Annotated in this window: 12 protein-coding genes; 10 read left to right on the top strand and 2 right to left on the bottom strand. The window is 63.3% G+C overall.

The genetic code is table 11. The features are described 5' to 3' along the window. Positions 1–147: 147 nt before the first annotated feature. Both IHQ72_RS03875 and IHQ72_RS03870 read right to left on the bottom strand, forming a co-directional pair. Positions 148–1425, bottom strand: a complete 1278-nt coding sequence (locus tag IHQ72_RS03875) for a polyhydroxyalkanoate depolymerase (RefSeq protein WP_258121255.1) — start codon at positions 1423–1425, stop codon at positions 148–150. Between the two features lie 231 nt (positions 1426–1656). Beyond that, on the bottom strand, positions 1657–2010 hold the full coding sequence (locus IHQ72_RS03870) for a septal ring lytic transglycosylase RlpA family protein (protein ID WP_123148705.1): 354 nt from the start codon (positions 2008–2010) through the stop codon (positions 1657–1659). A 305-nt stretch (positions 2011–2315) separates the two neighbouring features. Here IHQ72_RS03870 and IHQ72_RS03865 point away from each other — a divergent pair, with 305 nt between their 5' ends. The 10 genes from IHQ72_RS03865 to IHQ72_RS03820 all read left to right on the top strand — a co-directional run bounded on the left by IHQ72_RS03865 (position 2316) and on the right by IHQ72_RS03820 (position 12880). Then, complete coding sequence (locus IHQ72_RS03865) at positions 2316–2498, top strand: hypothetical protein (protein ID WP_258121254.1); 183 nt, start codon at positions 2316–2318, stop codon at positions 2496–2498. Between the two features lie 511 nt (positions 2499–3009). Next, positions 3010–3462 (top strand): RrF2 family transcriptional regulator, encoded by a 453-nt coding sequence (locus IHQ72_RS03860; RefSeq protein WP_258121253.1) that lies wholly within the window; start codon positions 3010–3012, stop codon positions 3460–3462. Positions 3463–3499: 37 nt separating this feature from the next. Then, complete coding sequence (locus tag IHQ72_RS03855; RefSeq protein ID WP_258121252.1) at positions 3500–4849, top strand: FAD/NAD(P)-binding protein; 1350 nt, start codon at positions 3500–3502, stop codon at positions 4847–4849. A gap of 371 nt (positions 4850–5220) precedes the next feature. Further along, positions 5221–6660 carry a pyridoxal-phosphate dependent enzyme gene (locus tag IHQ72_RS03850; RefSeq protein ID WP_258121251.1) on the top strand — a complete coding sequence of 480 codons (1440 nt, stop codon included), beginning with the start codon at positions 5221–5223 and terminating at the stop codon, positions 6658–6660. After that, positions 6657–7838: a cystathionine gamma-synthase gene (locus tag IHQ72_RS03845; RefSeq protein WP_258121250.1), complete on the top strand. Its 1182-nt coding sequence runs from the start codon at positions 6657–6659 to the stop codon at positions 7836–7838. The genes IHQ72_RS03850 and IHQ72_RS03845 overlap by 4 nt, the downstream gene beginning before the upstream one ends. A 128-nt stretch (positions 7839–7966) precedes the next feature. Beyond that, positions 7967–8155, top strand: a complete 189-nt coding sequence (locus IHQ72_RS03840; RefSeq protein ID WP_258121249.1) for a DUF1059 domain-containing protein — start codon at positions 7967–7969, stop codon at positions 8153–8155. Positions 8156–8355: 200 nt separating this feature from the next. After that, positions 8356–9333 carry a GlxA family transcriptional regulator gene (locus IHQ72_RS03835; protein WP_258121248.1) on the top strand — a complete coding sequence of 326 codons (978 nt, stop codon included), beginning with the start codon at positions 8356–8358 and terminating at the stop codon, positions 9331–9333. A 296-nt stretch (positions 9334–9629) separates the two neighbouring features. Next, positions 9630–10934 (top strand): M24 family metallopeptidase, encoded by a 1305-nt coding sequence (locus tag IHQ72_RS03830; protein WP_258121247.1) that lies wholly within the window; start codon positions 9630–9632, stop codon positions 10932–10934. Positions 10935–11202: 268 nt separating this feature from the next. Continuing rightward, positions 11203–11883, top strand: a complete 681-nt coding sequence (locus IHQ72_RS03825; RefSeq protein WP_258121246.1) for an isochorismatase family protein — start codon at positions 11203–11205, stop codon at positions 11881–11883. 19 nt (positions 11884–11902) lie between these two features. After that, positions 11903–12880, top strand: a complete 978-nt coding sequence (locus tag IHQ72_RS03820; RefSeq protein WP_258121245.1) for an alpha/beta hydrolase — start codon at positions 11903–11905, stop codon at positions 12878–12880. The last annotated feature ends 2 nt before the right edge of the window (positions 12881–12882 follow it).

The following is a 12882-nucleotide window of genomic DNA, read 5'->3' as shown; positions in this document are numbered from 1 at the left end:
TTAACGAAAGGTTAAGGGCGATTGACAGTCCCTGTCAATTATACCAACGGCCAGTTTTGCGACATGGTTACCCGCGCGGCCGAAACAGCGGCTATTGTGCAACAGATCGAGAGCGGACACGAGACCGCCGTTCCACGGGCCGCTCCTTTACTTTCTGGCGATGCGGACCAGCTTCGGCTTCACGGCAACGCGGGTCTGGCGGCCATAGCTGGTGATGAAGTCGACGATGCGCGGCACGATTTCGGAGCGGAAGCGCGAGCCGTTGAAGACGCCGTAATGGCCAACCGCCGGCTGCATGTAGTGAGCGTGCCTGTCCGCGGGGATGTTGATGCAGAGGTCGTGCGCGGCCTGGGTCTGCCCGAGGCCGGAAATGTCGTCGTTCTCGCCCTCGACCGTGAACAGGGCGACATTGCGGATATCAGAGGGATCGATGGCGACGCCGCGATGCGTCATTTCGCCCTTGGGCAAGGCGTGGCGGACAAACACGGTGTCGACCGTCTGCAGGTAGAACTCCGCCGTCAGGTCCATCACCGCCATATATTCGTCGTAGAAGTCGCGGTGCTTCTCGGCATTGTCGCCATCATGCTTCACCAGATGCATGAAGAAGTCTTTGTGGGCGATGATGTGGCGGTCGAGATTCATGCTCATGAAGCCCGAAAGCTGCAGGAAGCCGGGATAGACCTCGCGGCCGAAGGCCGGTACCGGCCACGGCGCCTGCATGATAACGTTGTCGCGGAACCAGTCGACGCCCTTTTCCTCGGCTAGAAGGTTGACCGCGGTCGGATTGCGGCGGGTGTCGATCGGCCCGCCCATCAGCGTCATCGTCGAGGGAACGAACGGGTCGCCGCGCGTTTCCATCAGCGCCACCGCCGCCAGCACCGGCACCGAAGGCTGGCACACTGCCATGACATGGGTGTCGGGGCCTAGCGCATGCAGCATGTCGACAATGTAGTCGATATAGTCGTCGAGGTCGAAGCTGCCCTCGCTGAGCGGTACCATGCGGGCGTCGACCCAGTCGGTGATGTGGACGTCGGCATGGGGCAGCATCGCCTCGACCGTGCCGCGCAGCAGCGTCGCGTAGTGGCCCGACATCGGCGCCACGATCAGCAGCTTCGGATCAGGCCGGCGGCCGGCGGGAACGGCCCGCTCGAAACGGAGCAAATTGCAGAACGGCCGCGACCACACCGTCTTTTCGGTGACATCGACGCTTTTCCAGTCGACCACGGTCTTGGTCAGGCCGAATTGCGGCTTGCTGTAGCGGCGCGTCGTGCGCTCGAACAATTCGGCCGTTGCCGCGATCGAACGGCCCCAGGACGTGTGCGTGAATGGATTGAGCGGATTGGTGTAGAGCATCCGCATCGCATCGGCATACAGCCGGGCCGGCTGCACGGCGGCGTGGTTCAATTCGTAGAACTGGTAGAACATCGACAACCCCGCTGCTGCGACCGAAGGGACGACGCAGCGCCGAGCCTTGAATCTCTCGCGGGAAGGGTAACAACAAACTGCTGCGATGCAATACGTCAAGTGAAGTGATTTATGCTGATACTTTCGTCTAAGGCGTTGAGAATCGGCTTTGAACGGCGGAGCCGGCTTATTGTGCGACTGCGAAGGGCCGGCAACGGGCAATCGCTACAGCATAATCTCAGACGCGTGGCATCACACGCGGTCGGTGCACACAGCGGTATGGCCCGAACTGATGAAGCCGAGCCGTCTGGCGGCGCCCTTCGACAGGTCGATCACGCGACCTCTAATGAACGGGCCGCGGTCGTTGATGCGCACGACGACGCTGCGGCCGTTGTTGCGATTGGTGACCTTCAGCTTTGTGCCAAAAGGCAAGGTGCGGTGCGCGGCGGTCAGCGCCGACGGGTTCATCCGCTCGCCGGAAGCGGTCTTCGAGTGCAGCGCGTACCAGGAGGCGCGGCCGCATTGAGCGGCGGCAGGGGATGCGGCGACCATCAGGCCAGCCGCGATCGTCACCGCGACAAGCGCGGTCTGGTTTGGTTTCTTCATCTGCGGCAAATGGCTCCGTTTGACAGACCCGGCCGTTACGGATCGAATGTGGCACGAAATGCGGCAGTCGTCTGGCGGTTCCATGACTACTGTACACGTTTGGAGTCGGCGGGAAACAGTCTGTCAGGGAATGTTGAGATTGTACCGATGTATGTCTGGTGGTCTTCGCACCCGCACCCGGGTGTTGCCGGCAAGAACCGGCCTTATCATGCAAGTAGATGTGAGAGCGATCGGGTCGCTTCCTTTCGCTTTGTCATCGCGGTCATGGCTGAATTGACGATCGACTTAGGAAGGAAATTCCGGCGATGAGATTGATCAAGAATCTGCTGGCACTAATTGTGCTCACCATCGGTGCGCTGTGGTCGCTGCAAGGCATCGGCCTCGTCGGCGGCAGCTTCATGACCGGCCAGTCGCAATGGCTCTATGTCGGTATCGTCACTGCTCTGGTCGGCCTGGCCGGACTGGTATGGGCGAACCCGCGCGGCTGAGAGTCACATCGGGACGGGCAGGCGCTGATTCGGGCCGGGTACAGCAATCGTCAGCGCTTGGCCGGACTTCGAGTGCCCGGCGAAGGCACGGCCCGCTGCAAACAAGCGTTTCTCGTTTTGCGGCCTCTTTCGGCAAATCCATGCTGCGGATGGCTGGGGATTTGAAAACTGGTCCCCTGTATTCGGGGCTAAGTATAGTAACCTTATCGACATTGAAGAAATTGGAGAGGACGATGGACGACGTCCCTATCGCGGCGATCGCCCGCAACACGCCTAGATCTTCAATGTCGGGCGCGCTGGCTGCCTCATTGGCGGATGTGCCCTCAAGGGCACAACGCCAGTCAAAATGGCCGCAGCCGCTTGAAAACGAAGCAAAATCAACGGTGCTCGGCTTGTATATCATGTCACTAAAATTTATGTGTCATGTAAGCTTGGACGCGGTGGGGACGCACGCCAGGCGTTTCACAACCGGTGGCCCTGCGCCATCGCACAACAGAGAAACGTTCGGTCTATGCTCACGAAAAAGGGCAAGTACGGCCTCAAGGCGCTCGTCCATCTCGCGCGGCTGCCGGTTGGACAGCTCGCCTTCGTTGGCGATATCGCCACCGGAAACAACATCCCGAAGAAATTTCTCGATGCCATCCTGGTCGAGCTGCGCAATGCCGGTTTTGTCCAGAGCCGCAAGGGCAAGGAGGGCGGTTATCGCCTGGCGCGGCCGGCGGATGAAATCAAGATCGGCCACGTCGTGCGCGTGCTCGACGGGCCGCTTGCCCCCATTCCCTGCGCCAGCCGCACCCGGTATCAGCGCTGTGAAGACTGCAACGAGGCGACATGCCAAGTCCGACATCTGATGCTGGAGGTCCGGCAAGCGATCGCCGAGGTGCTGGATCAGCGCAGCCTCGCCGAGATGCGCGATATCGCCGGCGACGACGACCTTTCGGCTGCGTTGAAAATCCAGGCCTGAGCCGGAACCGACGGCTCCTAAGGCAATTGGTGCGCGCATGACCGGCCGCGCAAATTCGATCGTCCCGAATTCGATCGTTATCGTCGGCGGCGGCGCCAGCGGCGTCGTCCTTGCCGCGCATCTCCTGAAGTCGCCCAATCCCGATCTCCGCGTCACGCTGATCGAAAAGCGTCCGCATTTCGGACAGGGCATCGCCTATTCCACGCTGCTGTCGGCGCATGTGCTGAATGTCAGCGCGGCCGGCATGAGCGCCTATGCCGACGATCCCGGCAATTTCTGGCGCTGGCTGCTTGAGCGCCGCCTAGCTACCGTAGAGCAGGCGCCGGTCTACGCACCGCGCAGTGTCTATGCCCGCTATCTGAAGGAACTGCTGGACGAACTCGAGGCCCGCGAGACGGGGCGTCTTCGCCTGATCCGCGAGGAGAGCCTGTCGATCTCGCCGACCGCGTCCGGGGTCGAGGTGGCGCTGGCCAACGGCACCAGCGTCGTCGCCCACCTTGCCGTGCTGGCGACCGGGCATGACGAGGAGCCGGGCGCCGGCCAGGGCCACGCGATCAGGATGGGATCGGAGGCCGACACCGCGCTGGACCCCGAAGCCCGAGTCCTGGTGCTGGGCACCGGCTTGAGCATGGTCGATGCCTTCCTGTCGCTCGAACAGCGCGGTCATCGCGGCGAGATCGTTGCGGTGTCGCGGCGCGGCCTGCTGCCTTCGCCGCACCGCAAGGGCAATCCGATCAAGCTCGACGTCGCCGACATTCCGCTCGGCACCCAGCTTTCCTATTTTGTCGGCTGGTTCCGTGACTTGATCCGGGAAAACCAGAAGGCCGGCATCGACTGGCGCGACGTCGTCGACGGTCTCAGGCCGTTCAACCAGAAGATCTGGCAGAACTGGCCGTCTTCGGCCAAGCGCCGTTTTGTCGAGCATACCAAGGCGTGGTGGGACATCCACCGCCATCGCATGGCGCCGGAAGTCTATGGCCGCGTCACCGAAGCGGTTCAATCGGGCCGCATCCGGCTTGCCGCCGGGCGTGTCGTCGGCATCAAGGCGGGCGACGAATTCACCGTGCAGGTCCAGTCGCGGCACACGCAAAACATCGAGACGTTCGAAGTCGCCCGCATCTACGATTGCACCGGCATCGCCAGGGACATCTCGACCACCTCGAACAGCGTGGTGCGGTCGCTGGTCGACCGCGGGCTGGCCCGGCCGGACCCGCTGCGCCTTGGCCTCGACGTATCAGACAGTTGCGAGGTCATCGCCAGCGACGGTACCGCATCGGCCAAGATCCTAGCGGTCGGGCCGCTGACGCGCGGCACCTTCTTCGAGATCGACGCCATTCCCGATATTCGCATCCAGTGCGCGCGGCTGAGCCGGCGGCTGCTGGGTTAGGATATGACTGGTGAGGTCGGCGCTCTACGGCGCCCCCGTCTGGCCTGCCGGACATCTCCCCCTCAAGGGGGGAGATTGGCAGTTTTCAACGCCCCACGTCTCGTCAACGTTGGAGATTGGCGAAAGCCGATGTGAGATCCGATCTCCCCCCTTGAGGGGGAGATGTCCGGCAGGACAGAGGGGGGGTGCTGTCCCGCGGCCTTATCGTGATTAGCGTGACGGAGCGGCCCTACGGCCGAACAACTGGAATCCCATTCCCCGACTGGCCAATGGATTGGCACGATCTATCTTCTTTCAGACTGCAAACGGCTGGAAAAGAAGATAGGCTGACAGCCTGCCCAAGGCGGTCGCTTGACCATGGAGCATCTGATATGAGCAAGCCCAAGATCGCCGCACCCGAGATCGCCCCCTCCGATAGTGCAAGGTCCCGCCTGCGTCCGCCCTATGCATCGGTTCTCGACCTGATCGGGCAGACGCCGGTCGTCGAGCTGACAAAATTCGACATCGGTAAGTGCCGGCTGTTCATCAAGCTCGAAAGCCAGAATCCCGGCGGCTCGATCAAGGACCGCATTGCGCTATCGATGATTGCCGCCGCCGAAGAACAGGGCAAGCTGAAGCGCGGCGGCACGATCGTCGAGGCGACCGCCGGCAACACCGGTCTTGGCCTCGCCCAGGTCGGCATCCCCAAGGGCTACCGCATCATTCTCGTCGTGCCCGACAAGATGTCGCGCGAAAAGATCCAGCATCTGCGCGCGCTCGGCGCAGAAGTGCGCATGACGCGTTCCGATGTCGGCAAGGGCCACGCCGAATACTACCAGGACATGGCCGAGAAGATCGCCGCCGAGCTGCCCGGCGCCTTCTATGCCAATCAGTTCGCCAATCCGGCCAACCCGCTGGCCCATGAAACCACGACCGGTCCGGAAATCTTTCAACAGCTTGATGGCGACGTCGACGCGGTGGTCGTCGGCGTCGGTTCGGGCGGCACGCTGACCGGGCTTGGCCGCTATTTCGCTGATGTCTCGCCGAAGACCGAGATGATTCTCGCCGATCCGGTCGGCTCGGTGCTGGCGCCCTTGATCAAGACCGGCAAGATGATAGAGGCCGGAAGCTGGACCGTGGAAGGCATCGGCGAGGATTTCGTCCCGCCCAATGCCGATCTGTCGCTGGTCAAGAAGGCCTACTCCATCACCGACAAGCAGAGCATGCTGGCCGTGCGCGACCTGCTTTCGCGGGAAGGCATCCTCGCCGGCTCGTCGTCCGGCACGCTCCTTTCGACCGCCCTTCGCTATTGCCGCGAGCAGACCGTGCCGAAACGCGTCGTCACCTTCGTCTGCGACAGCGGCAACAAGTACCTGTCGAAAGTATTCGACGACTTCTGGCTGGCCGAGCAAGGCTTGGCCGAGCAGGAGCAGCATGGCGATCTGCGCGATCTGGTGATGCGCACGCTCCGCACCGGCGACATCGTGTCTGTCGGCCCGGACGAAAGCCTGCTCAACGCCTATGGCCGCATGCGCCGTTCGGATGTCTCGCAACTGCCGGTGCTGGACGACGGCAAGCTGGTCGGCATCGTTGACGAAAGCGATATCCTCGCCCACGTGGAAGGCCCCTATGACAGCCGCTGGGACCGCTTCAAGGCCCCGGTGCGCACGGCGATGACTTCCAATTTGCACACGCTGCAGGCCAGCCAGACGCTGGACGCGCTGCTGCCGGTGTTCGACCGCAACGAAGTCGCCATCGTCTTCGATGGCGACGAATTCATCGGCCTGATAACCCGCATCGACCTGATCAACCATCTGAGGCGCGCCCGATGACCGTAAGAGAAACCCTATCGGGCAGGAACCGTCTGGCCTTCTCGACGCGCACGATCCATGGCGGCCAGAGCCACGACCCGACGACGGGCGCGGTGATGGTGCCGATCTATGCGACCTCGACCTATGGCCAGCAGAGCCCGGGCGTGCACAAGGGATTTGAATACGCCCGCAGCCAGAACCCGACCCGCTTCGCCTTCGAGCGCGCGGTGGCCGATCTCGAAAGCGGCGCAGCCGCCTTCGCCTTCGCTTCGGGGCTGGCGGCGATCGCCACCATTTTCGAACTGCTCGATTCCGGCGCCCATGTCGTCGCCACCGACGACATCTATGGCGGCACCTTCCGGCTGCTGGAGCGGGTGCGCAAGCGCTCGGCCAACCTGCAGGTCGACTTCGTCGACTTCACCGATCTGGCCGCGGTCGAGGCGGCGATCCGCCCGGAAACCAAAATGCTCTGGGTCGAGACGCCAACCAACCCGCTGCTGCGTGTCGTCGATCTCGAAGCCGTCGCCGCACTGGCCAGGCGCAAAGGCGTGCTCTCGGTTGCCGACAACACCTTCTGCAGCCCCTATCTGCAGCGGCCGCTGGAGCTCGGCATCGACATATCAGTCCACTCGACGACGAAATACCTCAACGGCCATTCCGACATGGTCGGCGGCGTCGCCGTGGTCGGCGACAACAAGGATCTCGCCGACCGCCTGAAATTCCTGCAGAACGCCATCGGCGCCATATCAGGGCCGTTCGATAGTTTCCTGGCGCTGCGCGGCCTCAAGACGCTGGCGCTGAGGATGGAGCGCCATTCCTCGAACGGCCAGAAGATCGCGCACTGGCTGGAAAGCCGCCCCGACATCCGCCGCGTCATCTATCCTGGTCTTCCCAGCCACCCGCAGCACGCCATCGCCGGGCGGCAGATGCATGCCTTCGGCGGCATGATCACGGTCGAGCTCGACCGCGACCTCGCCGGCACCAAACGCTTCCTCGAACACACGCAACTGTTCACCCTGGCCGAAAGCCTCGGCGGCGTCGAAAGCCTGATCGAGCACCCGGCGCTGATGACGCATGGCTCGATCCCGGCGGGAAAGCGGGCTGAGATCGGGATTTCGGATTCGCTGGTGCGGTTGTCGGCTGGGATCGAGGATGGCGACGATTTGATCGCGGATTTGGATCAGGCGCTGGCGAGTTGAAGGGGGGCGTGCCCTGTTGGATAGTGGCGTCGGTTTGAAATTTCCCGGCTGACTGGCGCATCCAACTGTGAATTGACAAAGGCGACGTACCCTCGCTTTGCTATCGGGGCAACCTGGGAGGGAAAGTCATGGCTTACTCGTATCGTTGCAGGAACTATCCGGGAAACGAGGCTTGTCCAGCGACGTTCACGGCAGAGACCGAGGCGGAAGTGATGAAGCATGTCGAACTTCACGGCGCGTTCGCTCATGGGGAAGACCCGAAGCAATGGTCGCCGGAAGACCGTAAACAGGTCATGAAGCTAATTGTAGCTACCTAAATCCGCTGCTTGCACGAGCCGCGCAGCGCCCCCACCACTATCTCCAATGCTCGGCAAGCATTTAGTCTAGGAGTTCGGCCAGATAGGCGACAACGCCTAGGCGCGATGGAATTTTCAAACTGACCCACCGCCGTTGACCTGAGTGGCATCCGGCGGAATTGTGGCCTTCCCTGCAATTGCCCACAGGCACGGTTGAAGTCATGACCACTCGAGAGCGAGACCAGCCGACGGCAAACGACGCCCCGCTCACCTTCGCGGTGCTGGTCTTCCCCGGTTTTCCGATGATGGCGTTCAGTTCGGTCATCGAGCCGTTGCGTGCGGCGAATGTGCTGGCGAAGCGGGACTGCTACCGCTGGATCATCGTCGGCGCCGCCGAAGGCCCGGTCGAGGCCTCGAACGGCGTCGTTATCCAGCCCGGCTTTTTTGCCGGCGATGCGCCGAAGGTCGACCGCATCGTCGTCTGTTCGGGCGGTGATGCCGATCATCTTGTCGCCGACGATGCCGTGAGCTGGATCCGCAGGAGCCTGCGCGGCGGCGCCCATATCGGCGCGGTGGCGGACGCCGCCTTCTTTCTGGCGCGGGCCGGCTTGCTCGACGGCCATGCCTGCACCTTGCACTGGACCAGCCAGGCGGCCTTCACCGAGGCGTTCCCGGACATCGAGCTCAGGCGCGATCTCTACGTCATCGACCGCAAGCGCTTCACCTCGGCCGGCGGCGTCGGCAGCCTCGACATGATGCTGGAGATTATCACCAACGACTATGGCGCGGAGCTTGCCGCCGGCGTCGCCGAATGGTTCGTGCACAGCCCGCTGCGCTCCAGCGTCGACCGCAAGCTGATGCCGCTGCGGTTACGCACCGGCGTCCAGAACGAACTGGTGCTGTCGGCCATCGCCATCATGGAGGATGCGGTGGAGGAGCGGCTCGGCATGGCGGATCTGGCGGAAAAGCTCGGCGTCTCCTCCGACAAGCTCGAACGAAACTTCCGCTCCGAGCTCAGCATCTCGCCCAATGGCTATTACCGCCGCCTGCGGCTGAAGCGCGCCGCCGACCTCTTGGCCCATTCCACGCTGATGGTCCGCGACGTGGCGCTCGCCTGCGGCTTTGCCTCGATGTCGAGCTTCGCCCGGGCTTTCAGGGAAGAGCACGGCCATGCGCCGAAGGTGGCGCGGAGGCATTAGGTCCTTTCGGACGTTGGCGGGACAGCGCCCCCCCTCTGCCCTACCGGGCATCTCCCCCTCAAGGGGGGAGGTTGGCAGCTTCGATGCTCTGCTCTTCCTGCGACGGTGGAAATTCACGAAAGCGGCGATGACAGCCAATCTCCCCCCTTGAGGGGGAGATGTCCGGCAGGACAGAGGGGGGCGCCGTAGAGCGCTACCCAACGACGTCAAGCGGTATTTCGCATAACATCTGCGGTGTTCCGCACAAGCTCATCGCGGCGCACCGCTATGTTCAGGGCTTCTTCCAGGAGGCACCCATGAGCATTGTCGTGTTCGACCCCGACAGCACCGAGGACGTCGACTTCAAAGACCGCATGCGCCACCCGGCGACGGCCGATCCGGCCGGCGGCATGTGGCTGTCCGACACCGAGCCGTCCTTCATCGATGCGGACGCGCTGCGCAAGGGGCGGCTTGCCAAGCTGCGTGCCTGGATGCGCGAGGCCGGCTATGGCGCCGTCGTGCTGTTCGATCCCTATAACCAGCGCTACGCCACCGGCTCGCGCAACATGTTCGGCTACTTCCTGCGCAATTCGACCCGCTACTTCTTCATCCCGACCGAAGGGCCGATCGTGCTGTTCGAATATCCGCAGAGCTATCATGTCTCGATGGTGCTCGACACGATCGACGAGGCGCGTCCGTCCAAGCTGGTCTGGTCTTCGGTGTCGGGCCGCGACGACGAAACATCAGGTCCCTTCGCCGACGAGATTGCCGAGCTGCTCAAGGCGCATGGCGGCGGCTCGATGAAGCTCGGGCTCGATCGCTGCGGCCATCTGCAGGCGCTGGCGCTGGAAAAGCGCGGCTGCGAGGTCCGGGATTGCCAGGGTGAAATTCTCGCCGTGCGCGCGGTCAAGACGCCCGAAGAAGTAAAATGCCTGCAGGTGTCGATGGCCGGCGCCGAAGCCGCCGTCTACGCGGTGCGCGAGGCGATCAAGCCCGGTGTGTCCGAAAACGACCTGTTCGCCATCATGTATCACGAGGTGATCCGGCAAGGCGGCGAGTTCATCGAAACCCGGCTGCTGACTTCGGGTCAGCGCACCAACCCGTGGTTCAACGAAGCCAGCGGCCGCAAGATCAGGCCGGGCGAACTTTTGGCGCTGGATACCGATACGATCGGCTGCTACGGCTATTATTCGGACTTCTCGCGCACCTTTCGCTGCGGGCCGGGCAAGCCGACGGATTATCAGAAGTCGCTCTACCGCATGGCACACGATCAGGTTCAGCACAACATCTCGATCGTGAGGCCGGGCATGGCGTTTCGCGAGATTGCCGAAAAAGCCTGGAAGATCCCGGACCGCTTCGTCGACCAGCGCTATACGTCGGTGATGCACGGCGTCGGCATGCATGGCGAGACGCCATTCATCGCGCACGCCATGGACTACGAGACCTATGGCCGCGACGGCTTTGTCGTGCCCGGCATGGTGGTCAGCGTCGAGAGCTATATCGGCGAGAAAGGCGGCCGCGAGGGCGTCAAGCTCGAGGACGAGATCCTGGTCACCGAGACCGGCACCGAGCTTCTGTCGCGCTTTCCCTATGAGGACGATTTTCTGGAGAAACAAGTTTGATCCGAGCATCCACCACTGGTCGCGGTGCGGTATCGCAAATCTTCGGGACTAACCGCAGCGCTCATGCTTTCGTCATCCTAGGGCGGAGCAAGGAGCGCAGCGACGCCGCGCAGACCCTAGGATCCATGCCGTTACATCTAGGCTTCGAGACGGTGCAGAACTCTGTTCCGCTGCATTCTTCGCTAGAGGTAACGGCATGGATTCCAGGGTCTTCGCGACGCCGCTTCGCGGCTGCTACGCCCTGGAATGACGAAGTTCAGGTATCCGAATGAAGGGCCCGGTCTCGATCGAGCGCGGCACCGTGGCCGCGGTGTTCGTCGATCTCCAGGAGGAGCATCGGCAGGACAAGCGTTACCTGGTCGAGGGTTTTGCCGACATCCTCGCCAACGTCCAGCGCCTGCAGGCAACGGCGCGGGCCAACGATGTGCTGCTCTACCATTCGGCCTATATCGTCGACCTCACCAGGGAGGCGCGGCGGTTCCATCCGGTCGATGCGAATGGCAGGTCGGCTTTCTCCGACAAGGACGATCCGCTGACGGCGATCTGTCCGGACGTGGCGCCGGTCGCCGGCGAGATGATGCTGGTCAAGACTGAGGCCAGCGCTTTCGGGGCGGGCCCTGCCGCAGGCCGGCTCAAGGCCGAAGGGATCGAGTGGCTGGTCGTTGCCGGTGTGTGGACCGAGGCCTGCATCGACGCCACCGTCAGGGATGCGGTGTCATCAGGCTTTCGGGTGCTGCTGGTCAAGGATGCCTGCGGCAGCGGCAGCACGGCAATGCACCAGACCGCAATCCTCAACCTTGCCAACCGGCTCTATGGCGGCGCCGTGACCACCACCGACGGCGCGTGCCGATTGATGGCAGGCGAGACGGTCGATGCATGGCAGGTCGTGGGCTCGGTGCCTTTGCGCTTCACCTATGAAAACGCCGCCCGGCTATACGACGAACTCTGACGCTTCCAGGTGGGACCGTATGGCGATGGTCAGTGACGCGGAAAAGCCCGAGACAGCGAAACGGGGAAAATACGCGACGCTGCTTGATCCGGCGCTGTGGACCTATATCGACCGGGTCAATGCATGGTATCCGCCCGAAATGGACCTGCCGGTCGACCAGCAGCGCGAAATCTATGACGCGATGTGCCGGGCGTTCCACGCAGGTTATCCCGCAGGCGTTGAGACCAGCGACGGCGCGGTTGCTGGCGGCGGCCATGCGATCCCGATCCGGCGCTACCAGCTGGTGGACAAGGCGCCGCAGGCGCTGGTCGTCTACTATCACGGCGGCGGCTTCGTGCTAGGCGGGCTCGACAGCCATGACGACATCTGCGCCGAGATCTGCGCCGGCACCGGCTTTGCCGTGCTGTCCGCCGACTACCGGCTGGCGCCCGAACATCTGCATCCGGCCGCCTTCGACGATGCGCTGGCGGTGTTCGAATGGGCGGCGGCGGCAAGCGGGCTATCGATCGTGCTGTGCGGAGAAAGCGCCGGCGGCAATCTCGCCGCCGCGGTGGCGCATGCGGCGCGCCGCCACCCTCGCCCTGCAATCGGCCAGGTGCTGATCTATCCCGAGCTGGGAGGTGACGAGAGCGCCGGCTCCTATGTCGAGCACGCCGAGGCGCCGCTGCTGACGCTCAGCGACATCGAATTCTATCGCCAGGTCCGCTCCGGCAAGGCACAGTCGCCAGACGACCCGACCTTCTCGCCGCTGCGCGACAGCGATTTCTCCGGCCTGCCGCCGACGGTCGTCGTCACTGCGCAATGCGATCCGCTGTCATCGGACGGCGAGGCCTATCGCGACCGCATCCTCGCCGCCGGCGGCCGCGCCTGGTGGTACGAGGAGCAGCGCCTCGTGCACAGTTTCCTGCGCGCCCGCAAAACCGTGCCACGGGCCGGCGAAGCGTTCATCCGCATCGTCGCCGCCATCGCCACGCTCGGCAAGGGCGACTGGTTTTAGAG

This window comes from Mesorhizobium onobrychidis (assembly GCF_024707545.1).
GTDB lineage: Bacteria > Pseudomonadota > Alphaproteobacteria > Rhizobiales > Rhizobiaceae > Mesorhizobium > Mesorhizobium onobrychidis.
This window is presented reverse-complemented; position numbering and strand designations above follow the sequence as displayed.

What these genes read in the sequence shown, in the direction of transcription:
- IHQ72_RS03860 (WP_258121253.1), top strand. Translation starts at nt 3,010, where the DNA reads ATGCTCACGAAAAAGGGCAAGTACGGCCTCAAGGCGCTCGTCCATCTC.
- IHQ72_RS03855 (WP_258121252.1), top strand. Translation starts at nt 3,500, where the DNA reads ATGACCGGCCGCGCAAATTCGATCGTCCCGAATTCGATCGTTATCGTC.
- IHQ72_RS03840 (WP_258121249.1), top strand. Translation starts at nt 7,967, where the DNA reads ATGGCTTACTCGTATCGTTGCAGGAACTATCCGGGAAACGAGGCTTGT.
- IHQ72_RS03870 (WP_123148705.1), bottom strand. Translation starts at nt 2,010, where the DNA reads ATGAAGAAACCAAACCAGACCGCGCTTGTCGCGGTGACGATCGCGGCT.
- IHQ72_RS03835 (WP_258121248.1), top strand. Translation starts at nt 8,356, where the DNA reads ATGACCACTCGAGAGCGAGACCAGCCGACGGCAAACGACGCCCCGCTC.
- IHQ72_RS03820 (WP_258121245.1), top strand. Translation starts at nt 11,903, where the DNA reads ATGGCGATGGTCAGTGACGCGGAAAAGCCCGAGACAGCGAAACGGGGA.
- IHQ72_RS03875 (WP_258121255.1), bottom strand. Translation starts at nt 1,425, where the DNA reads ATGTTCTACCAGTTCTACGAATTGAACCACGCCGCCGTGCAGCCGGCC.
- IHQ72_RS03850 (WP_258121251.1), top strand. Translation starts at nt 5,221, where the DNA reads ATGAGCAAGCCCAAGATCGCCGCACCCGAGATCGCCCCCTCCGATAGT.
- IHQ72_RS03825 (WP_258121246.1), top strand. Translation starts at nt 11,203, where the DNA reads ATGAAGGGCCCGGTCTCGATCGAGCGCGGCACCGTGGCCGCGGTGTTC.
- IHQ72_RS03865 (WP_258121254.1), top strand. Translation starts at nt 2,316, where the DNA reads ATGAGATTGATCAAGAATCTGCTGGCACTAATTGTGCTCACCATCGGT.
- IHQ72_RS03845 (WP_258121250.1), top strand. Translation starts at nt 6,657, where the DNA reads ATGACCGTAAGAGAAACCCTATCGGGCAGGAACCGTCTGGCCTTCTCG.
- IHQ72_RS03830 (WP_258121247.1), top strand. Translation starts at nt 9,630, where the DNA reads ATGAGCATTGTCGTGTTCGACCCCGACAGCACCGAGGACGTCGACTTC.